This window comes from Pseudomonas sp. GW821-FHT09H03 (assembly GCF_059415945.1).
The window spans coordinates 56158-77912 of record NZ_JBWKOF010000002.1 but is presented as its reverse complement, the minus strand read 5'-3'; the positions used below and the strand labels follow the sequence as shown (position 1 = coordinate 77912).

At 60.4% G+C, this 21755-nt stretch carries 18 protein-coding genes and 1 riboswitch; of the genes, 10 read left to right on the top strand and 8 right to left on the bottom strand.

The genetic code is table 11. From position 1 onward, the window contains the following. Positions 1 to 19: 19 nt before the first annotated feature. A complete protein-coding gene (locus tag AC07OG_RS03055) occupies positions 20 to 1234 on the bottom strand; it encodes an acyltransferase family protein (RefSeq protein ID WP_495066182.1) in 1215 nt (404 codons plus the stop codon). After that, on the bottom strand, positions 1234 to 3096 hold the full coding sequence (locus AC07OG_RS03050) for an O-antigen ligase family protein (RefSeq protein WP_495066181.1): 1863 nt from the start codon (positions 3094 to 3096) through the stop codon (positions 1234 to 1236). Before AC07OG_RS03050 ends, AC07OG_RS03055 begins: the two co-directional genes overlap by 1 nt. Positions 3097 to 3252: 156 nt before the next feature. On the opposite strand from AC07OG_RS03050, the gene msbA reads away from it, so the two are divergent. Further along, positions 3253 to 5055 (top strand): lipid A export permease/ATP-binding protein MsbA, encoded by a 1803-nt coding sequence (gene msbA, locus AC07OG_RS03045; protein WP_218424290.1) that lies wholly within the window; start codon positions 3253 to 3255, stop codon positions 5053 to 5055. 123 nt (positions 5056 to 5178) lie between these two features. Continuing rightward, a complete protein-coding gene (hldE, locus tag AC07OG_RS03040) occupies positions 5179 to 6600 on the top strand; it encodes a bifunctional D-glycero-beta-D-manno-heptose-7-phosphate kinase/D-glycero-beta-D-manno-heptose 1-phosphate adenylyltransferase HldE (RefSeq protein WP_060542707.1) in 1422 nt (473 codons plus the stop codon). A 237-nt stretch (positions 6601 to 6837) separates the two neighbouring features. Here the strand turns inward: hldE and AC07OG_RS03035 are convergent, their stop codons facing one another. The 4 genes from AC07OG_RS03035 to AC07OG_RS03020 form a co-directional block, all read right to left on the bottom strand. Next, positions 6838 to 7803, bottom strand: coding sequence for a metal ABC transporter ATPase (locus tag AC07OG_RS03035; protein WP_218424291.1), 966 nt, complete (start codon positions 7801 to 7803; stop codon positions 6838 to 6840). Positions 7804 to 7835: 32 nt separating this feature from the next. Further along, a complete protein-coding gene (locus AC07OG_RS03030; protein ID WP_060542709.1) occupies positions 7836 to 8648 on the bottom strand; it encodes an aldo/keto reductase in 813 nt (270 codons plus the stop codon). Then, positions 8645 to 9820, bottom strand: coding sequence for an NAD(P)/FAD-dependent oxidoreductase (locus AC07OG_RS03025; protein ID WP_060542710.1), 1176 nt, complete (start codon positions 9818 to 9820; stop codon positions 8645 to 8647). The genes AC07OG_RS03030 and AC07OG_RS03025 overlap by 4 nt, the downstream gene beginning before the upstream one ends. Before the next feature lie 198 nt (positions 9821 to 10018). Next, positions 10019 to 10351, bottom strand: a complete 333-nt coding sequence (locus tag AC07OG_RS03020) for a DMT family transporter (RefSeq protein WP_008004867.1) — start codon at positions 10349 to 10351, stop codon at positions 10019 to 10021. A 102-nt stretch (positions 10352 to 10453) separates the two neighbouring features. Between AC07OG_RS03020 and AC07OG_RS03015 the strand changes: the two genes are divergently transcribed. Then, the gene (locus AC07OG_RS03015; protein ID WP_060542711.1) at positions 10454 to 11350 is read left to right on the top strand and encodes a LysR family transcriptional regulator; all 897 of its coding nucleotides are present in this window, start codon (positions 10454 to 10456) and stop codon (positions 11348 to 11350) included. A gap of 11 nt (positions 11351 to 11361) precedes the next feature. Continuing rightward, positions 11362 to 12639: a lipid IV(A) 3-deoxy-D-manno-octulosonic acid transferase gene (gene waaA / locus AC07OG_RS03010; protein ID WP_495066180.1), complete on the top strand. Its 1278-nt coding sequence runs from the start codon at positions 11362 to 11364 to the stop codon at positions 12637 to 12639. An 88-nt stretch (positions 12640 to 12727) separates the two neighbouring features. On the opposite strand, the gene AC07OG_RS03005 is transcribed toward waaA, so the two are convergent. Continuing rightward, the gene (locus AC07OG_RS03005; protein ID WP_495066179.1) at positions 12728 to 14167 is read right to left on the bottom strand and encodes a TolC family outer membrane protein; all 1440 of its coding nucleotides are present in this window, start codon (positions 14165 to 14167) and stop codon (positions 12728 to 12730) included. A 205-nt stretch (positions 14168 to 14372) separates the two neighbouring features. Continuing rightward, a riboswitch (TPP riboswitch) is annotated at positions 14373 to 14478 on the top strand. A 163-nt stretch (positions 14479 to 14641) separates the two neighbouring features. On the opposite strand from AC07OG_RS03005, the gene thiC reads away from it, so the two are divergent. Next, on the top strand, positions 14642 to 16531 hold the full coding sequence (gene thiC, locus AC07OG_RS03000) for a phosphomethylpyrimidine synthase ThiC (RefSeq protein ID WP_060542714.1): 1890 nt from the start codon (positions 14642 to 14644) through the stop codon (positions 16529 to 16531). A 186-nt stretch (positions 16532 to 16717) separates the two neighbouring features. After that, positions 16718 to 18010 carry a putative hydroxymethylpyrimidine transporter CytX gene (cytX, locus tag AC07OG_RS02995; RefSeq protein ID WP_495066178.1) on the top strand — a complete coding sequence of 431 codons (1293 nt, stop codon included), beginning with the start codon at positions 16718 to 16720 and terminating at the stop codon, positions 18008 to 18010. Here the strand turns inward: cytX and AC07OG_RS02990 are convergent. Further along, positions 17979 to 18725 carry an RsiV family protein gene (locus AC07OG_RS02990; RefSeq protein WP_060542716.1) on the bottom strand — a complete coding sequence of 249 codons (747 nt, stop codon included), beginning with the start codon at positions 18723 to 18725 and terminating at the stop codon, positions 17979 to 17981. The two genes, cytX and AC07OG_RS02990, sit on opposite strands and share 32 nt — an antisense overlap. A 225-nt stretch (positions 18726 to 18950) precedes the next feature. Here AC07OG_RS02990 and AC07OG_RS02985 point away from each other — a divergent pair, with 225 nt between their 5' ends. The 4 genes from AC07OG_RS02985 (at position 18951) to AC07OG_RS02970 (ending at position 21736) form a co-directional block, all read left to right on the top strand. Continuing rightward, positions 18951 to 19568, top strand: a complete 618-nt coding sequence (locus AC07OG_RS02985) for an NUDIX domain-containing protein (protein WP_495066177.1) — start codon at positions 18951 to 18953, stop codon at positions 19566 to 19568. After that, the gene (locus AC07OG_RS02980) at positions 19559 to 20011 is read left to right on the top strand and encodes a DUF1249 domain-containing protein (RefSeq protein WP_034148716.1); all 453 of its coding nucleotides are present in this window, start codon (positions 19559 to 19561) and stop codon (positions 20009 to 20011) included. The genes AC07OG_RS02985 and AC07OG_RS02980 overlap by 10 nt, the downstream gene beginning before the upstream one ends. 112 nt (positions 20012 to 20123) lie before the next feature. Next, complete coding sequence (gene cpdA, locus AC07OG_RS02975; RefSeq protein ID WP_495066176.1) at positions 20124 to 20939, top strand: 3',5'-cyclic-AMP phosphodiesterase; 816 nt, start codon at positions 20124 to 20126, stop codon at positions 20937 to 20939. A 188-nt stretch (positions 20940 to 21127) separates the two neighbouring features. Then, complete coding sequence (locus AC07OG_RS02970; RefSeq protein ID WP_060542719.1) at positions 21128 to 21736, top strand: YqiA/YcfP family alpha/beta fold hydrolase; 609 nt, start codon at positions 21128 to 21130, stop codon at positions 21734 to 21736. Positions 21737 to 21755 lie beyond the last annotated feature (19 nt).

The window sequence follows — 21755 nt, the reverse complement described above, 5'->3', positions numbered from 1 at the left end:
GGGGCGTTGCTCAAGGTTATCAAGCAACTTCGTCCGAGAACTCTTTGCGGGTCTTCCTGTTGTGTCGTATCCACTGCAGGGTTTTCTTGCCTGCCGTGATGCCTGGTTTCTCGATGTAGACGTAGGTCAGGCTGCTGATGACGATCAGCAGGAAGCTGCACAGCGCCATCAAGGGCAGGAAAGTCCAGGTTTCCTGCGCATCCAGGTGCAACACTGGCGGCAGGCGCTGTACCAGAACCCAGAGCACGAAACCATGCAGCAGGTAGGTGCTGTAACTGATTTCTCCCAACCAGCGGATGCTGCGTGGCTTCAAGACGCCAAACAATAGATTGCCGGATGCCACGATAGAAAAAAATACGGTCAACAGCAGCAGCGGGCCCAAGCGGAAAGCGCGGTTGAATGCCGTAAATGCAATGACCAGCGCCACCAGAGCGATGATTCCTGCCATTGGCGACTTGCCCCAGGCCAGCAATTGCGGCCGGCGAATCCAGTACGCAGCCGCGATGCCGCCGAGAAAGCCTGTCAGGAAGTGTTTCTTCAGCGAGTGCTCCCAGCCAATCAGTTCATAAAGTGCGTAGATGCCGATCAGGCAAAGCACCGTCTGCGCCCAGCTACCGCGATAGATGAACACCATGCCCGCCAGCGGCAGTGACAGGTAGAAGAACACCTCGTATCCCAGTGTCCAGGTGACGTTCGAGATCAGCATGCCGGTCTGGGGGTATTGATTGACGTCAGGTCGGTCGAACACCAGCCAAGCCAGAGTCTGGGCAATGATCCGGCCGACAGGTTCCTTCAGCTCCCAGTTCTGCACATAGAACACCGTCACGAACACTGCCAGCATCAGCGGCAAGTAGAGCGGATAGAGGCGAAACACCCGCGATACGGCAAAGGCCAGCCAGTCGTGCTGCCGCCCGTGGGTGAGCAGCCGGTCCCAGAACAGGAAGCCGGTAATCATGAAGAACAGTGCGACGCAGCCCTGGCCGAGCTGGGCGTAGAGGTTGTTCGGCGGCAAGTCGAACACACCGGTGCGCAGGAATATCCAGGTGATGATGGAGTGGTGCACAAACACGCCGAATGCCAGATAGCCACGCAGGCCATCAATGCCGGCATAGCGGCTTTCGCCAGAATGATCCAGCTGTCGGGCGAACGCTGGCACGGTGCGTATCATCAGCGCAGCCGTGGCGATCGCGAGCAGATAGGCCGTCAGGGCAATCAGCGGGTTGGTTTCTGTCATCAGTGAGTCCGGGCCGGGGGAGGGCCGGTCAGCACTTGCCTGTGCAAATTGGCCACGTCGGACTCCGATGCTGTCGCGGCGTACCCCTGGAGCAGCGCGTCGAAATGATCCTCGAACAACCAGCGCCGATCCTCGGCATACCGCTGCATGTGGCGCAGATTGCGGCGACGCAGCGCAGCGCGCAGTGACGAAGGATAAATACGCATGTCGGCTATATCGATCAGGCCGAATTCACCGTCTTCGAGCACCAGTACGTTGCCCAGGTGCAGGGAGCGGAAGTAGACGCCTTGCTGATGCAATTGCGCCATGAACTTGCCGAAACGCTCCACCAGCGCCTGGCGCACTGCCGGGGCTGTGATGCCTTGCAGGACCTGGCGCAGCGTATTGCCAGGAAGCGGCGAGTAATGCACTGCGGTATGGCCGTCTTCGAGGCGATAGAGGTCAAGGATGTGCGGGGTGGGAATACCCATGCTGCGCAATTGCACACTGTTGACGGCGAACCGTTCAGAGTAAGGGTTAAAACTCCCCGAAGTGTACCAGCGGCGGCGGCGAAACAATTTGAGGAAACTGCCGTCAGCCAGGCGCAGGACTTTCGGGCCCAAGCCATCCTCTTCAATAACCCGGGCATCGGCAGTCAGTTGCTGCAGGGAGCCCTTTGTCATTGTCTTGACTGGCATGTCCAGGAGGCGTCTGGCCCGCTGATTGATGCTCAATGCGGCGATCAGTGCCAGTGGAATCCACAGCAGGAACCAGTGCTCCTTGGGTCGCGAGATAATGCCGCCGCCCTCAGTCAGGCCGGCGCCGATACCGAAGGCCAGCCAGGTTGAGGCGATGATGAACAGCGGTTGCAGGCGATGGGTCCAGCAGTTGATAAAGCTGCGAAGATGGAAGAACAGCCATGGCAGCAAGCCGATGATACCCACGTAGTAGAGCACTCCGAGGGCAAAGTTGTGGGGTTCTTGCAGGGTATAACCGATACCCGGATCGAGTGACAGTGGGGCGTTATAGCCGTACCCGATCCACGGATGGTCGGCAATCTTGTCCAGGGTCAGTTGCCAGAGTTCGAAGCGAAATGAGCTGCCTCTTTCAATGATTTGCTGCGAAAAAAACGTGAAAACGACCGCTCCGGTAGTGAGCACGGACGCCAGCATCACGACGGAGCGCCGATTCCAGCAGACAAAGCACAGCCACAGGGCGGCTATCGACAGCGCTGCCAGAGGAGTTCTGGAGCCGGTTGCAATCACCGCAGCGAGCATGATCGCCGTTGCAGGGAGGCTTAACCAAAGTACCTGCAGGCGCTTGCAAGTCATGCTCAGGCTTAGCCAGTAGGCGCAGAAAAAACCGAAGACATGGGAGCTGAGCAGTGGGTTATCAAAGGCGCCGACGCCGATCAGACGCATCTCCGGTTCGTAGATCTGGCCAAACCTGTAGAGGTTGTAGGCTGAGGCGACCACTGCCACGGTCGCGGCGCAGAACAGCAGGGGGGCAATGATTTCGCTGCGATAGCGCACCATCAGCGCGCAGCCGACGAAAAGCAGAAAGGTATGCAAGGCGGGTTTGAGCTGACTGGCGGGAACGTCATCAACCGGGCTCCAGGACAAGCTGAGCAATGCCCATCCCAAAAACAGCAGTACCGCAATGATGATCGGTTCCTTCAGCAGTTCTTTACAGATGCCCGGGCGCAGGCACAGGGTAACGAATGCCGGAATGCTGAACAGGCCATAATACAGTTTGTGGTGCACGCTGCGCCCCGGCAGAAAAAACATGGCGCAGAGCAACAGGAAATATCCGAGTGGAAGGATCCACAGGCAAATGAAATCGAAAACTCGATTGGATGTAGTGTTCAATCCGCTTAATTGCATGCTGAGAGACTTATTCCTGAAATTGAGCAGCCCTGCCCGGCCAGGGAGCAATCGATGAATATTTGACGCGCCACAATACACAGTCTTTATGCGATTGCCAGAGACCCGGGGAAGCTGTGCTAAAGTCAGCGTCCTTTTCATCGACAATCGCGTGATATGACCGACTCCAGTCTCTCCGCAAGCCCTTCAAGCTTGAAAATCTACTTCCGTCTGCTCGGCTACGTCCGGCCATATATCAGTCTGTTTCTGATCAGCATCGTCGGTTTTCTGATTTTCGCTTCGACGCAGCCAATGCTGGGCTACATTCTCAAGTACTTCGTAGACGGTCTGTCCAATCCCGAGGCGGTGCTGTTTCCAAGCGTGCCCTACCTGCGTGACCTGCAATTGTTGCAGGCTGTGCCGTTGCTGATCATTCTCATCGCAGCCTGGCAAGGTCTTGGATCCTATCTGGGAAACTATTTTCTGGCCAAGGTTTCCCTTGGGCTAGTCCATGATCTGCGGGTCCAGCTATTCAACAACCTGTTGGTGCTGCCTAACCGGTATTTCGACAAGCATAACTCGGGGCACCTGATTTCACGTATCACCTTCAACGTGACAATGGTCACGGGGGCGGCCACAGATGCGATCAAAGTCGTTATTCGTGAAGGCATGACGGTGGTCTTCCTGTTCGCCTCGCTGCTGTACATGAACTGGCGCCTGACGCTGGTCATGGTCGCCATCCTGCCGCTGATCGCTCTCATGGTGCGTACGGCGAGCAAAAAATTCCGCAAACAGAGCAAGAAAATCCAGCTGGCCATGGGTGACGTAACGCACGTGGCCTCGGAAACCATCCAGGGTTATCGCGTGGTGCGCAGCTTCGGTGGCGAAACCTACGAAGAAAAACGCTTCTTCAACGCCAGCCAGGGAAACACCGACAAACAGCTGCGCATGACCCGTACCGGCGCCATTTACACGCCACTGTTGCAACTGGTGATCTACACCGCCATGGCTGTGCTGATGTTCCTGGTCCTGTTCCTGCGCGGTGACGCTTCTGCCGGTGACATGGTGGCCTACATTACCCTGGCCGGTCTGTTGCCCAAGCCGATCCGTCAATTGTCCGAAGTCAGCTCGACCATTCAGAAAGGCGTGGCCGGTGCCGAAAGCATCTTCGAGCAACTGGACGTCGAGCCTGAGGTCGACACCGGCACAGTCGAGCGCGACGTGGTCAGCGGTCGTCTGGATGTGCGCAATCTCAGCTTCACTTATCCCGAAACCGAGCGCCTGGTGCTCGATGACATCAGCTTCTCGGTCGAGCCTGGGCAGATGGTGGCGCTGGTGGGGCGTTCGGGCAGCGGAAAATCCACCCTGGCCAACCTCATTCCGCGTTTCTATCACCACGATAAAGGCGAAATCCTTATCGATGGTGTTGAAGTCGAGCAGTACAAACTGTTGAACCTGCGCAAGCACATCGCTCAGGTAACCCAGCATGTGACTCTGTTCAGTGACACCGTGGCCAACAACATCGCCTATGGCGATCTGGCCGGCGCCCCCCGAGAAGACATCGAGAAAGCCGCCAGGGACGCTTACGCGATGGACTTCATCGCGCAATTGCCCCAAGGCCTGGATACCCAGGTCGGGGAAAATGGTGTGCTGCTGTCCGGTGGCCAGCGCCAGCGTCTGGCGATTGCCCGCGCGCTATTGAAGAACGCCCCGTTGCTGATCCTTGACGAGGCGACGTCGGCGCTCGATACCGAGTCCGAGCGGCATATTCAGGCCGCGCTGGACCAGGTCATGAAAGGTCGTACCACGCTGGTGATCGCTCACCGCTTGTCCACCATCGAGAAGGCCGATCTGATCCTGGTCATGGATCAGGGGAAAATTGTCGAGCGGGGCACCCATGCCCAACTGCTGGCGCAGAACGGCTACTACGCCCGCCTGAATGCGATGGGCCTCGATGCCCCGGCGCAAGACATCGCCTGACCTGCGACAAGAGGGTGGGCCGGGCTCACCCTTTCTGAATCATCAGGTTGCAGCCGTCGCACAAGCCGACGCCAACCCTGTGTTAATATCGCGCCCCTGTTCATTCTGTATGTGGGTTGCTCCATGAAGTTGTCGATGCCGCGATTCGATCAAGCCCCTGTCTTGGTAGTCGGCGATGTCATGCTCGACCGTTACTGGCATGGTGGTACCTCACGGATTTCCCCTGAGGCGCCGGTGCCTGTGGTCAAGGTCGATCACATCGAGGACCGCCCGGGCGGTGCCGCCAACGTAGCCTTGAACATTGCCGCCCTCGGCGCACCGGCCTCGCTGGTCGGCGTGACCGGCGACGATGAAGCCGCCAACAGCCTGGCCAACAGCCTTGAGGGCGCGGGCGTGCGGGCGTTGTTCCAGCGCATTGCGCATCAGCCGACCATCGTCAAGCTGCGGGTCATGAGCCGGCACCAGCAACTGCTGCGTATCGACTTCGAAGAACCCTTCGCCACCGATGCCCTGGCATTGGCAGCGCAGGTCGACGAACTGCTCGAAGGCATCAAGGTGCTGGTGCTTTCCGACTACGGCAAAGGCGCGCTGAGAAACCACCAGGCGCTGATCCAGGCCGCCCGTGCCCGTGGCATTCCGGTGCTGGCCGATCCCAAGGGCAAGGATTTCTCGATTTACCGTGGTGCGAGCCTGATTACGCCTAACCTCAACGAATTTGAAACCATCGTCGGTGGTTGCGCCGATGAGCACGAGTTGGTGAACAAGGGCGCGCAATTGATGCACGACCTGGACCTCGGTGCCTTGCTGGTGACCCGTGGCGAGCATGGCATGACCCTGTTGCGCCCTGATCACCCTGCGTTGCACCTGCCGGCCCGTGCCCGTGAAGTGTTCGACGTGACCGGTGCCGGCGATACGGTGATTTCTACCCTGGCAGCGGCGATTGCCGCCGGAGAGGAACTGCCCCACGCCGTGGCCCTGGCCAATCTTGCAGCGGGTATCGTGGTCGGCAAACTCGGTACGGCGGCCATCAGCGCGCCGGAACTGCGTCGGGCGATTCAACGTGAAGAAGGGTCCGAGCGCGGGGTGCTGGGCCTGGAGCAACTCCTGCTGGCGGTTGCCGATGCCCGGGCGCACAACGAGCGGATCGTCTTCACCAACGGTTGCTTCGACATCCTGCACGCCGGCCATGTGACCTATCTCGAGCAGGCGCGAGCCCAGGGTGATCGCCTGATCGTGGCGATCAACGACGATGCCTCGGTCAGCCGCTTGAAGGGGCCGGGTCGTCCGATCAACAGTGTCGACCGGCGCATGGCGGTACTGGCGGGTCTGGGAGCGGTGGACTGGGTGATCAGCTTCCCTGAGGGCACACCGGAAAACCTGCTGCGCGAGGTCAAGCCTGATGTGCTGGTCAAGGGTGGTGACTATGGCATCGACCAGGTGGTTGGCGCGGATATCGTGACTGCTTACGGTGGCACCGTGAAAGTGTTGGGGCTTGTGGCAAACAGCTCAACCACGGCGATCGTCGAGAAAATCCGCAATAACTGACGGTGATGAGAGCTTGCTGTGGCAAGGGGCCTACTGTGTCTAGGGGGGTTCTGTGGCTATGGGGCTTTCTGTGGCGAGGGGGCTTGCCCCCGTTGGGCTGCGAAGCAGCCCCCCAAAATCTCTGACGCCTCAAGATCTTGTGAGCGCTTCGCGCTCAAACGGGGGCAAGCCCCCTCGCCACAGAAATCCTCTCCACCACGGGAACCTCTTTTTCACTGGTTCCCCCTTGTGCCTTTTCTATCGTGCGGCCTTGCGCGGCACCATTTTCTTCAGCAGCTGTTTGGCTTTTCCGCGCAAGCGCGCCAGGCCAGAGTCCTTCCCAGGCGGCGTCAACCCCTGCTGCCGTACCCAGTCCTTCCAGCGAATCCGCTCATCGCGCACCAGCCAGCCTTCCTGCCGGGCAAAGCTCTCGGCCAGGTACAGCCCGCGGGTGCTCGCCGGGTACAACTGATCCTTTTTCAAGGTATAGAGCTCGGCCATCGGGTGACCGTCCTGCAAAGGCATCAGGTACAGGTCCGGGCGCTTGCGGTCGAGGCGGGCGACGAGTTGATCGCCTTCCAGCCTTTCGTCGACATGGAACAGGCTCAAGGATTTGGCTTCCTTGGGCACTTCCAGGCGCAAGTCGTAGATCAGTTGCAGCGACGCCGTCGGCAAATGAACGTAGGCCCGGGGCCGCTCAATCAGTTGCAGATTCGCGCAACGCACCGGTCGCGCCGAGCCGGACAGTGGCGTTAACCGAAACGGCAGGGCTTCACGGTAATGCAGGGCCGTGGAGTAGGGTGCCGGCAGCCAGGTGTCGTTGAAGCGTCCACCGAGCCAGCCTTCGGGGGTTTCCAACAGGCACTCTTCGGCAATTTCCTGGATCGCTGTGTGCAACGGCAGGTTCAGCTCGTGGGCCGGTACATAGCCGGAGATCAACTTGAGCACCACGTCGCCGCGGTCCTGCCGACGCTGGCGAACCAGCACCCAGTAATCGCGATTCTGCCAATGCAGCGTCAAGCGCACCGAGACGCCGAGGTTGGCCAGTTCCAGGGCAAAACGCTCGCTGTCACTGACCGTCACCGGGCGACGACGTTGCAGGGTCTGAGTGAAGTTCAGCGGCCTGCCGACGCTTTGGTAAGTCAGGCCTTCGGGGGTCGCTTCGACGAATAACGGCAGGGTCTTGAAGTTGCTCGGGTTCTTTCTTATGAGCGTACGCGGCATGTCGGCTCCTGCTTAAGGCCGCGTGGGCGGCGTCAGTTGCTACGTAGGACCTGGGCAACGGTCGCGACATTGTGGGCGAGGTGCAACGGATTGATGGTGCCGACAATAGCACTGGCAACACCGGGATGTTCAAACAACAACTCGAAACTGGCGCGCACCGGATCAACGCCCGGGCTCAGGCAAACGTGACCGCTGGCTAGGGCTTTTTTCACCAGAATGGCTTTGCCGTGTGCAGCAGCATAGTCAATGACGGCTTTCTCGTTCTGTTCGTTCAGATTGTAGGTGACCATCGCACAGTCACCTTGCTCCAGTGCTTTCAAACCGCCATCGACGGTTTTGCCGGAGAAACCGAAGCCACGGATCTTGCCCTCGGCCTTCAACTCGGCGAGCGTCCCGTAGACCTCGCAGTCATTGAGGATTGCCAGGTCGTCACCGTCGGAGTGCACCAGCACCAGATCGATGAAGTCTGTTTCCAGACGTTGCAGGCTACGTTCTACCGACATGCGCGTATGTGCGGCGCTGAAATCGTGGCGCGACAGACCGTCGGCAAACTCCTCGCCGACCTTGCTGACAATCACCCATTCATGACGCTGGCCGCGCAGCAACGGGCCGAGGCGTTCTTCGCTGCGGCCGTAGGCTGGAGCGGTATCGATCAGGTTGATGCCAAGGTCGCGTGTCAGTTTGAGCAACATGCGCGCTTCGTCGTCGTCGGGGATCTTGAAACCGTTGGGGTACTTCACCCCTTGATCGCGGCCCAGCTTCACCGTGCCCAGGCCAAGGGGCGATACCAGCAGGCCGGTGCTGCCCAAGGGGCGATGCAAATCGTGCAGGGTCGGCTGGCTCATGGCAACAATTGCTCCCAGGCTGGAACGCCCATCGGCGGTTTCGGCAGTTCCGGCAGTGGCGCCGGATGGCCTGGCTGGATACCGTCGCGGGTCAGGCTGGCGATGACCCGGTCGGCGAAATCAGGTGCCAGCGCCAGTTTGGTCGGCCAGCCGACCAGCAGTCGATCCTGCTCGGCGAGGAATGCGTTGTCCGGGCGGACCAGCCCCGACTGCAGCGGCTCTGCACGGTCGACGCGCAGGGTCGCCCATCGCGCGGTGCTCAGGTCGATCCACGGCAGCAACTGACCGAGCTCTTTGTGCGCCGTGGCAATTTGTGTGGCGGGTTCACGGGCCACACCTTCGGCTTCGGCGATGTCACCGCCCAAGTACCAGACCCACTGGCCATCGGCGGCCGGGTGGGTGGTCACGGTCAGGCGCGGTTTGGTGCCCCCGCCCAGGCAGTGGGCGTACAGCGGCTTCAGGCCCGGGCCCTTGGCGATGATCATGTGCAGCGGTCGGCGCTGCATGGCTGGCTGGTCAATGCCCAATGCCGCCAGCAAGTCGGCGGTGCCGGCGCCGGCGCTGAGGACGATGCGTTGGGCACGGATTTCTCGCTCATCAACCTTCAGTCCGACCAGATCGCCGTTTTCCCGAATCGGTTCGATCTTGTGCCCGGCGAGCAAGCCGTCACCCGCCAGGTCGGCAAGGCGCTGGATCAGGCTCGGAACATCGATCACCAGCTCCGCGAGGCGATAGACCTTGCCCTTGAAGCGCTTGTCTTGCAGGGCCGGCGGCAGTTGTTCGCCCTTGACCTGATCGACGCGACCGCGCACGGCCTTGCTGGCGAAAAAACTGGTGAGGTTGCCGGCGAGGGTACCGGGCGACCACAGGTAATGAGCTTCGGACAACAGGCGCACGCCGGACAGGTCCAGCTCGCCGTCGCCGGCCAAGGCTTCACGCCAGCGGCGCGGCATGTCGGCGATGGCTTCCGAGGCGCCGGTCAGGGCACCGTGCAGCGCGTACTTGGCACCGCCATGGATAATGCCCTGGGACTTCAGGCTCTGCCCGCCGCCAAGGCTGGCGCTTTCCACCAGTACGGTCGAATAACCCTGGCGGCGCAGGCGCGCATTCAGCCAGAGGCCGGCGACACCAGCGCCGACAATCAGAACGTCGGTGGAAATAACGGATGGCATTCGGCGACCTCAGTGTTCAAGACGAGGACGCAGTATACAGACTCGAAGAAGAGTCGATTTGTTGGTGATCAATAGGGTGGACGCAAATCCTGTGGGAGCGGGCTTGCTCGCGAAGACGGTGTGTCATTCAGATTGGAAGTTGGCTGGCTTTGCGCCTTCGCAAGCAAGCCCGCTCCCACCTTGGAGCTTAATGCGTCTTCAGTGCCCGGCAGTTTTGGAGAAGAGCTGGATGACCACAACGCCCAGCACAATCAACGCCATCCCCAGCATCGCCGGTACGTCCAGCTTCTGCCCGTAGATAAACAGTGCCGCGACGCTGACCATCACGATGCCCATGCCGGCCCACACCGCGTATGCCACGCCTACCGGGACGCTGCGCACCACCAGGGTCAGCATCCAGAAGGCAATGCCGTAGCCGACGATCACCAGCAGCAGCGGCAGCGGAGTGCTGAAGCCTTTGACCGCTTTCATGGAAACAGTGGCAATCACTTCGGCGCAGATGGCAATGGCCAGGTAGTAGTAAGCGGTCATGGGTCAATCCTCGTGTGAAGTGTTGCTCTCTGAGGTCGGCATTCTAGAGTCTGGCCAGATGCGGTAAAGTCATTACCTATCTGTTTTGAAGATGGGTTTAGCATGCAGTGGAATCTGGAACAACTGCGCCTGTTCGTCAGCGTAGCGGAGCAGCGCTCGTTTTCCGCCGTGGCGCGGGATCAGCGCAAGGCGCAATCGGCGGTCAGCAGTTCGATCGCGCTGCTGGAAGAAGACCTGGGTGTGAGTCTGTTCGACCGCAGCAGCGGGCGCCAGCCTAAGCTCACCGAGGCCGGCAACGCGTTGCTGGAAGAGGCACGGGAAGTGCTGCGCCAGTGCGAGCGTCTCAACGGCCGGGCGCTGGCGATGATGCGCGGGCAGGAGGCATTGCTGCGGTTGGCCCAGGACGAGGCGATGCCTTATCAGCCGATCATCGAAAGTTTTGAAGCGCTGGCCGAGCAGTTTCCCAGTCTGGAAGTGCAGTTGACCAGCGCCGCGCAAGGGGAAGTGGCGCGTAAGCTGGTGGAGCGTCGCGCCGATCTGGGTTTGCTGTTTTTTCACGACCAGATTCCTGAAGCGCTGGAGCGGCGGGTGCTCGGTAGTGTGGAAATGGTCACGGTTTGCGGCGTCGATCATCCATTGGCGAAGCAGACCCACGTGAATTGCCAGGCGCTGGCGCAGCATCGTCAGTTGTTGATGTCCACCCAGTCCAGCGTCTATCCCGGCAGTGAGCCGGCCAGTCCGCAGGTCTGGCGTGCCGACAGTTTCTACGTGATGGCCGAATGGCTGGTGCGGGGCCTCGGCTGGGCCTGGTTGCCACGCCATGTGGTGCAGTACCCGACGTACCAGAATCAGATGGTCGAACTGGTCAGCGAATGGACCCCGCCGGCCCTTGTGGTGGAACTGGTCTGGCGTCGCGACGAACCGCTGGGCCCGGCCGCGCGCTGGCTCGCCGAACGTTTTGCCGTGCACTTGCAGGCGATTGGCGTGAAAAGCCGATAAACTCCGCCGCCATGAATAGAACTCTCTACACCGCGCTGTTTTATCTGGGGCTGCCACTGGTAGCGATTCGGCTATGGTTGCGCTCGCGCAAGGCGCCGGCGTACGCCAGGCGCATCGGCGAGCGCTTTTCCTATGGGATGCCGGCGATGCAACCGGGCGGCATCTGGGTGCACGCGGTGTCGGTGGGAGAAAGCATTGCCGCCGCGCCGATGATCCGCGCCTTGCTGCAACGTTATCCAACGTTGCCGATCACCGTGACCTGCATGACTCCGACCGGTTCGGAACGCATCCAGGCGTTGTTCACCAACGAGCCACGCATTCAGCACTGCTATTTGCCATACGACCTGCCGTGCGCGGCCAAACGTTTTCTGGATCGGGTTCAGCCGAAGCTGGCGGTGATCATGGAAACCGAATTGTGGCCCAACCATATTCATCAATGCGCCAGGCGCGGGATTCCCGTGGCGTTGGCCAATGCGCGCCTGTCCGAGCGATCGGCCAAAGGCTACGGCCGGTTTCGCAAATTGACCCAGCCGATGCTCGCCGAGATGAGCCTGTTCGCGGTACAGACCGAAGCCGAGGCCCAGCGCTTTCTTGAATTGGGTGCGCGCCCGGAGACGGTGCAAGTGACCGGCTCGATCAAATTCGACCTGACCATTGACCCGCAACTGCTGGTGCGCGCCAGCGAACTGCGCCAGCAATGGCAGGCCCAGGAGCGTCCGGTGTGGATCGCCGCCAGTACCCACGACGGTGAAGATGAAGTGGTGTTGGCGGCCCATCGGCAGTTGCTGGCCAATCATCCCGATGCGCTACTGATATTGGTGCCGCGTCATCCGGAGCGCTTCAATTCGGTTCACGCCCTGTGCCGGCAGCAAGGCTTTGCCACGGTGCGTCGCTCCAGCGGCGACGCAGTAGAGGCAGGCACTGCGGTGCTGTTGGGCGACACCATGGGCGAGCTGCTGTTTCTCTACGCTTTGGCCGACAGTGCGTTCGTCGGCGGTAGCCTGGTGCCCAACGGCGGGCATAACCTGCTGGAGCCGGCCGCCTTGGCCAAGCCGGTTTTGAGCGGGCCGCACCTGTTCAACTTCCTCGAGATCGCCGCGCAACTGCGCAGTGCCGGGGCATTGCAGGAAGTAGAGGATGCCGAAGGACTGGCGCTGGCGGTGCAGCGGTTGTTCGAGTTGCCGCGGGATGCGCAGCGGATGGCTGAGGCAGGGTTGAATGTAATGCGCAGCAATCAGGGTGCGTTGCAGCGGTTGCTGGATGGGTTGGGGCGGTTGATCGACCGTTAGACCGTGTTGCTTGAATTGAAAAGATCGCAGCCTCGTTTCACTCGACAGCTCCTGCAGGGCGCTGGCGGAGGCTGCGATCTTTTGCTTTTTATTGCTCCGGTCTTGCCTTCAGTTGCTCGGCCGCAGCCTTGGCCAGGTCCGGCGGCAGGAAGTCCTTGTCCGGGTTGTAGTTGGGGTTGAGCCAGCGAGCCAGGTCCTGCAGATCCCCAGGGTTCAACGTGCCTGCCTGCTGCTTCAGGCGCAGGTTGTCGAGGATGTAGTTGTAGCGGGTGTTGTTGTAGTCGCGCACCGAGGTGTACAGCTGGCGCTGCGCATCCAGGACGTCGACGATGTTGCGCGTACCCACCTGGTAACCGATCTCGGTCGCTTCCACTGCGCTCTGGTTGGAGATGATCGACTGCTTGCGTGCCTGCACTTGCTCGACGTCGGTGTTCACGGCGCGGTGCAGGTCGCGGGTGTTTTCGACGATTTGACGACGCAGGGATTCACGCTGCTGCTCGGTCTGGTTCAGTTGCGCATAGGATTGGCGCACCTGGGAGGTGGTCAGGCCGCCGCTGTAGATCGGGATACTCAGTTGCAGGCCCACGGTCGTTTGCTCGACGTCGCCACTGTAAGCCTGGGGAAGATTATTGGGGTTGCTGAAACCCAGGGCGTCGTTATCACCTTTTTCGTACTTGGCTACTGCGTCCAGGGTTGGCAGGTGCCCGGCCTTGCGCTGCTTGAGCGTTTCCTCGGCGGCGCTGACAGCATAATTGCTGGCCAGCAGATTGAGGTTCTGCCTGGCTGCCGTTTCGACCCAGGCTTTGGCGTCGTTCGGCGCGGGCGGCAGGATCGGCAAGTTATGGCTGATGCCCTGGATCGAGTTGTACCGACGGTTGGTCAGGGTGACCAGGGCTTCGAACGCATCATCCACCTGACGCTGCGCGACGATGCGGTTGGCGCGCGCGGTGTCGTAGCTGGCCTGGGAATTGAGTACGTCGGTCTTGTCCGAGAGGCCGACATCGAAACGCTCGTTGGACTGATCGAGTTGACGTTTGAACGCGGCTTCTTCGGCCTTGGTCGAGGCCAGGGTGTCCTGGCTACGCAGCACGTTGAAGTAGCTGTCGGCGGTCTGCAGGATCAGGTTTTGCTCAGTTGCCGAGAGCTGCAGAGCGGCCTGTTCGTTCACATCCTTGGCAGCCTGGAACTGGAACCAGCGATCGGCCCGGAACAGCGGCTGCGCCAGGGTCGCCTGATACGAATTGGCATTGCGGTTAGCCGTTGCCGAAGGCTGGTCGATCGAGGTGCGCACGTTGGCCACGTCCGCACCACCGGAAAGATTGGGCAGAAGGCCGGCGCGGGCCTGCGGCACCACTTCTTTTTGCGCGCCGTATTGGGCGACGGCGGCAGCCAGGTCGGAGTTGTTGTTCACGGCCTCCTGGTACACGCTGACCAGGTCTGTCTTGTTCGATAAGGGCGCTTCAGCTGCCCAGGCCATTCCGTTGGACGCACAAGACACGGCAAGGGCCAGTGAGAGTTTGCGCAGCATAGGCGTTCCCTAGATTTGATATTACACAGGTAATTTGAGCGCCAAGGCTAAGGCGCGGCTCGTTCAGCGTCAATGCGCCGTCCGGCGTAGCGAGTGTAGTTGTGCAGCGGGGCGGCAACAATCCTGTCTATGCGTGTTATTACGCCATTCATCGTGGTGGTTATAGCGGAGTTGGCGTTCTTTGCCAGTTGTGTCTAGACTGGCCGGGTTCTTGTCGGGGTGCCTTGCTATGAGGCTGAGATCGAATAATTTCGGATCCCGTTGAACCTGATCAGGTTAGCGCCTGCGTAGGGAACAAGATTTCTCGTCACCCGGCGAGTCCTCTTGTGCTTCGTCCGGGATGTTGTTCGACAATCGAACACCCCTCGAGCACTGAGCACAGCACAGCTGGTTTTCCAGCGCCCGTGCGTCCATTCGTTTACAGGTTCGCTCCGACAAAATTCCACTGCCTGGATGCTGTCTGGAGAGCCCGTGATGACTACAAAAGCAAAAATCGCCACCAACCTGAGTGACTCGGCCAAGGTCGATCAACAATCGGTGCAGCCGTTTACCCGCTCGCAAAAAATCCATGTTCAGGGCACTCGCCCGGACATTCTCGTGCCGATGCGCGAAATCAGCCTCGACGTGACGCCGACCGACTTCGGCGGCGAGGTCAATGCACCGGTCGTGGTCTATGACACCTCCGGCCCTTACACCGATCCCAATGTCATCATCGACGTGCGCAAAGGCCTGGCGGATGTGCGTTCGCCGTGGATCGAATCCCGTGGCGACACCGAACGTTTGAGCGGCCTGAGCTCGAACTTCGGCCAGGAACGCCTTGCCGATCCAGAGCTGACCAAGCTGCGTTTTGCCCACGTCAACAACCCGCGTCGCGCCAAGGCGGGCGCCAACGTCAGCCAGATGCACTACGCGCGCAAAGGCATCATCACCGCCGAGATGGAATACGTCGCCATCCGCGAAAACATGAAGCTGGAGGTGGCCCGCGCCGCCGGCCTGCTGGACCAGCAACACGCCGGTCACAGCTTCGGCGCCAGCGTGCCGAAAATCATCACCCCCGAATTCGTCCGTGACGAGATCGCCCGCGGCCGCGCGATCATTCCGGCCAACATCAACCACACCGAACTGGAACCGATGATCATCGGCCGCAACTTCCTGGTGAAGATCAACGGCAACATCGGCAACAGCGCCTTGGGTTCGTCCATTGAAGAAGAAGTGGCGAAGCTGACTTGGGGCATTCGCTGGGGTTCGGACACGGTCATGGACTTGTCCACCGGCAAACACATTCACGAAACCCGCGAGTGGATCATCCGTAACTCGCCGGTGCCGATCGGTACCGTACCGATTTATCAGGCCCTGGAAAAAGTCGGCGGCGTGGCCGAAGACCTGACCTGGGAGCTGTTCCGCGACACGCTGATCGAACAGGCCGAGCAGGGCGTCGACTACTTCACCATCCACGCCGGCGTCTTGCTGCGCTACGTGCCGATGACCGCCAAGCGCGTGACCGGCATCGTTTCCCGTGGCGGTTCGATCATGGCCAAGTGGTGCCTGGCGCACCACAAAGAGAACTTCCTCTATACCCATTTCGAAGACATCTGCGAAATCATGAAGGCCTACGACGTCAGCTTCTCGCTGGGTGATGGCCTGCGTCCGGGCTCTATCGCCGACGCCAACGATGAAGCACAGTTCGGCGAACTGGAAACCCTCGGCGAGCTGACCAAGATCGCCTGGAAACACGACGTGCAGTGCATGATCGAAGGTCCTGGCCACGTGCCGATGCAGTTGATCAAAGAGAACATGGACAAGCAACTCGAGTGCTGCGACGAGGCGCCGTTCTACACCCTCGGCCCGCTGACCACCGACATCGCGCCGGGCTACGACCACATCACCTCCGGTATCGGCGCGGCGATGATCGGCTGGTTCGGTTGCGCCATGCTCTGCTACGTCACGCCCAAGGAACACCTGGGCCTGCCGAACAAGGATGACGTGAAGACCGGGATCATCACCTACAAGATCGCCGCGCACGCCGCCGATCTGGCGAAGGGGCATCCGGGTGCGCAGATCCGCGACAATGCCTTGAGCAAGGCGCGTTTCGAGTTCCGCTGGGAAGACCAGTTCAACCTGGGCCTGGATCCGGACACCGCTCGTTCGTATCACGACGAGACGTTGCCGAAGGATTCGGCCAAGGTCGCGCACTTCTGTTCCATGTGCGGGCCGAAATTCTGCTCGATGAAGATCACCCAGGAAGTCCGAGAGTATGCGGCCAACCAGCGGATCGAAGCGCTGGACGTCGACGTCGCCCAAGGCATGGCCGAACAGGCCGAGCGCTTCAAGCAGGAAGGCAGTCAGCTGTACCAGAAAGTTTGATCTGACCTGTGATTGACGGCGCCTGCGTTGCCGTCTTCGCGAGCAAGCCCGCTCCCACACTGGATCTCCTGTGAACACAAGTTTTGTGTACGACCGAGATCAATGTGGGAGCGGGCTTGCTCGCGAAGGCGTTGGAACAGGCACCGAATTACTCAATGACACACTTATCCCTCTGAGATAACACCCTTGAGCATTCAACCCAGCACTTACTCCCCTGACATCGCCGTGCCGACCGACAAACGTGTGTTCGGCGGCCGCGATCTGTTTTCCCTGTGGTTCTCCCTCGGCATCGGCCTGATGGTGTTGCAGACCGGCGCCCTGTTGGCGCCAGGCCTGGGCCTGTCCGGCTCGCTGCTGGCAATCTTCCTTGGCACGCTGGTCGGCGTTCTGCTGCTGGCAGCGGTGGGCGTGATCGGTTCCGACACCGGTCTGTCGTCGATGGCCGCGCTCAAGCTCAGCCTCGGTGCCAAAGGCGCGAGCCTGCCGGCTGTGCTGAATTTGCTGCAACTGATCGGTTGGGGGTCGTTCGAAATCATCGTCATGCGCGACGCCGCCAGTCTGCTCGGTACCCGTGCATTCAGCGAAGGCTCGCTCTGGGCGAGCCCGCTTATGTGGACCCTGTTCTTCGGTGCCCTGGCAACCTTGCTGGCAGTCAGTGGGCCATTGACCTTCGTGCGCAAAGTCCTGCGCAAGTGGGGCATCTGGCTGCTGTTGGCTGCGTGCATCTGGCTGACCTGGAACCTGTTCGCCAAGGCCGATCTGGCAGCATTGTGGGCCCAGGCCGGTGACGGCTCGATGCCATTTGCCGTGGGCTTCGACATCGCCATCGCCATGCCGCTGTCGTGGCTACCGCTGATTGCCGACTACTCGCGCTTCGGCAAGCGGGCGAAAAACGTTTTTGGCGGCACCGCCATCGGCTTTTTTATCGGTAACTTCTGGCTGATGAGCCTGGGCGTGGCCTACACCCTGGCGTTCGCGCCGAGCGGTGAAGTCAATGCACTGCTGTTGGCGCTGGCGGGTGCCGGCCTGGGGATTCCGCTGCTGCTGATTCTGCTGGACGAGTCGGAAAACGCCTTTGCCGACATTCACTCGGCGGCAGTGTCCAGCGGCTTTCTGTTGCGCCTGAAGGTCGAGCATCTGGCCCTGGCCATCGGCGTGATCTGCACCTTGATCGCCTTGCTGGCGCCATTGGCCCAGTACCAGAACTTCCTGCTGCTGATCGGTTCGGTGTTTGCGCCGCTGTTTGGCGTGGTGCTGGTGGATCACTTCATCCTGCGCAAGCGCAGCGCCCAGGTAGCGTCAGCTGCCTTGCGCTGGCCGGCGCTACTGGCCTGGCTGGGCGGAGTCAGCACCTATCACCTGTTGGCCAATCTCTATCCGGACGTTGGTGCAACCCTGCCGGCGCTGGTCCTGGCAGGGCTGTTGCAACTGGTGCTGGGCCGGGCTTTCAGTTACGGCCGGGAAACAGCTCGGGTTTGATGATGCCGTTCAGGCGTGGGTAGGGGATCTTCAGTTCGACATGGCCCAGCGCGTAAGGCGCGATGCTGCTGGTTTCGTACTTGAGGATCACCCCGCCATAGGTCAGCGCCACGTTCTGGGTTTTCTGGAACGGCCAGCTCTTCACGAACTCCGGTTCCTGATCGAGCTTGGTGCTGATCAGCCAGCTGTTGTGCGCCACCTGTGCCGCTTTCCAGAATGCCTCTTCCTGCCCCGGCACCAGCATGTCGGACAAGGTCAGCACTTTATGCTGCTGACGCGAATAGTTGATGAAACCGCGACCCGGCGTGCCATGGGCACCGCCAGTATCCAGGTAACTGGACAACTCGATGATCACCAGGCCGTCATGTTGCTCGCGTACCTTGGCCTGCAAGTAGATGCTGTTGCCCGGGCCGGCACTGCGCAAAAACTGTTCGCGATAGGCCGCCAGGGTCGGTGCCACCGGTGCGTCAGGCGAAGTGCGGGTCATCTGCAGCAGGCGTTTTTCGATGATGCCGTCAAGCTGTGGCTCGTCCGGGAAGTGCAGGGTGTCGATGTTGACCAGTGGGCAATCCTGGTTGGTGCAACCAGTTTTGAGCTGTTCGGAAGCGTCGCGGGTGGTTTCCAGCGGCGCGCGGTAATTGGGCTGAAACAGGCTCTGGCAAGCGCCCAGGGTCAGGGCGATGGCGGCCACAGAGACAATTTTGAAAAGTGACATGGGCGTCCTTTCTGAAACAGGGGAAGGCAAAAAGTTATCCGCTTCGACTCTCAACGAAGCAATCAGTTCGCCACTAAGCTAATTAGAGTGGGTTTCGTCTTCACCGTCCATCCCGCTGACGGCAAAGGGGCTGCATCAAACGCCACCGGCGCGTTAGGATGGCGCGAAGTCGAGGCTCCAGGAAAAAAGGAACCTCGTAAAGGATTTGCAGGAACGAGGATTGCCATGACCGATTTCACCACCGCCATTCCGACCGCCGTTGATATCGTACGGCGCGAGAAGTGCTTCGAGGGCTTCTACAAGCTCGACCGCGTGCACTTGCGTCACGAATTGTTCGCAGGGGGCATGAGCCGGGAAATCAGTCGCGAACTGTTCGTGCGCCATGATGCGGTGTGCATGCTGCCTTATGACCCGCAGCGCGACGAAGTGGTGTTGATCGAGCAGTTTCGCGTCGGCGCCCTGGGCAAGACTGGCAATCCTTGGCTGGTCGAACTGGTCGCTGGTCTGATCGACAAGGATGAAGTGCCGGAAGCAGTTGCTCACCGCGAAGCGCAGGAGGAAGCTGGGCTGGAAATCAGCGCGCTGTGGCCGATGACCAAATATTTTCCATCGCCCGGCGGCAGCAACGAATTCGTGCATCTGTACCTGGGGCGTTGCGAAACAACCGGGGTTGGCGGCCTGCATGGGCTGGAGGAAGAGGCAGAAGATATCCGCGTCACGGTCTGGGCCTTCGAAGATGCCCTGCAGGCCGTACGCGACGGGCATATTGCCAACGCGGCGAGCATCATTGCCTTGCAATGGCTGGCTTTGAACCGCGCTGAAGTGAGGGGGTTATGGTTGTAAACAAGCTGCGCGATCGCTATCGGGTGGATCTGGTGGGGCTGCAAGCATCCTGCGAAGCGAACTACGCGCGCCTGATGCGACTGCTGCCGGACATGCGTAGCGAGCCCGCCGCGCGGCGCATCGCCGTGACCCATGGCGAGCAGATGCTTGGTGTGCTGGCGCTGGAGGTGCTGCAGGTGTGCCCGTACACCACGACCCTGCAAGTGCGCCAGGAACACAGCCTGCCCTGGCTGCCGGTGCCGCAACTGGAAGTGCAGGTCTATCATGATGCCTGCATGGCTGAAGTGGTCAGCGCCGAACATGCACGGCGCTTTCGTGGCATCTATCCTTACCCGAACGCCTCGATGCACCAGCCGGACGAAAAAGCCCAGTTGAACATGTTCCTGGGCGAGTGGCTGAGTCATTGCCTGGCATTGGGCCATGAGTACGAAGTAGTACGTTAATCGAGCGCTGCAGTTGTGAACTGCGTCAGGTTCACAGGTTTCCCCTTTCGTTCGTCCCCCAGCATAATTGCGCCAACCCTCCATTCCCGTGATCACACCCTGGGAGAACGTCTTGCCGAGCGTATCGACATTGACCACCGCCGATGCGGCGTTGCTGGTGCAACTCTCCGACAGCCATCTGTTTGCCGAGACGCACGAAACACTGCTGGGCATGAACACCCGTGACAGCCTGCAAAAGGTCATCGAACTGGTACGCGCGCAGCAGCCGCGAATTGATCTGATCATTGCCAGTGGCGACCTTTCCCAGGATGGCACGCTGGAGTCCTACCAGCAGTTTCGCGACCTGACCCGCCAGCTTGCTGCGCCGGCGCGCTGGATCCCCGGCAATCACGATGAGCCGCAGATCATGGCCCAGGCCGCGGTGCAGAGCGCTTTGCTGGAGCCGGTGGTGGATATCGGCAACTGGCGAGTCACGCTGCTTGATTCGGCGGTGCCGGGTTCGGTGCCCGGATACTTGCAGGACGAGCAATTGCAGTTGCTGGCCAGGTCATTGAGCGAGGCGCCGGAGCGGCATCACTTGGTGTGTTTCCATCATCACCCGGTTTCGATCGGTTGCGCATGGATGGAACCGATCGGTTTGCGCAATCCCGAAGCGCTGTTTGCGGTGCTGGACCGATTTGCGCAGGTACGTGCGGTGTTGTGGGGGCATGTGCATCAGGAGATCGATCAAATGCGCAACGGTGTGCGTTTTCTCGCCTCGCCCTCGACTTGCATCCAGTTCGAGCCGGGCAGCGACGATTTCAAAGTGAGTGATCAGGCGCCGGGGTATCGGTGGTTGCGGTTGTTGCCCGATGGTGGGCTGGAGACCGGTGTGGAGCGCGTCACCGGGTTTGATTTCACCGTGGATTACGGCTCCAACGGCTACTGACTGTTTATTTCAGGTAAACCGGAGCGTGGCCCCGCTCCCACACTGCACTTGCATCGGTCACAAATCCCCTGTGGGAGCGGGCTTGCTCGCGAAGGCGTCTACACAGGCGCCATGAACTCTATGGATATCCCCGATTCCCCAGACTCCCTGTAAACTCTGCCTCTTTACCCGACGCACAGGGAGCTCAAATGTCCGGTTCGATCCTATATATCCACGGTTTCAACAGTGCGCCTGCCTCAAAGAAGGCCACCCAGTTGATGGTCGTGATGGAGCGCCTGGGCCTGAGCAATCAACTTCGCGTTCCGGCCTTGCATCACCACCCGCGCGAGGCCATCGGTCAGCTGGAACAGGCGATTGCCGAGCTGGGTCGGCCACTGCTGGTAGGCAGCTCGCTCGGCGGCTACTATGCCACTCACCTGGCCGAGCGCCATGGCTTGAAAGCCCTGTTGATCAACCCTGCCGTCAGTCCGCACCGGATGTTCGACGGGTTTCTGGGAACGCAGAAAAACCTGTATACCGATGAAGCCTGGGAGCTGACCCACGACCATGTGACCGCCCTGGCCGAACTGGAAGTGCCGGCGCCCCAGGATCCGCAGCGTTTTCAGGTATGGTTGCAGACAGCTGACGAAACGCTGGACTATCGCCTCGCCCAACAGTATTACCGGGCATGCGCCTTGCGTATCCAGGCCGGCGGCGACCACAGTTTCCAGGGTTTTGCCACGCAACTGCCGGCCATGTTGAGTTTTGCCGGCATTGGCACCGATTTGTACCAGGCAATCGATTTCACCGCATTGTGAGCGATAGCCCCATGAATTC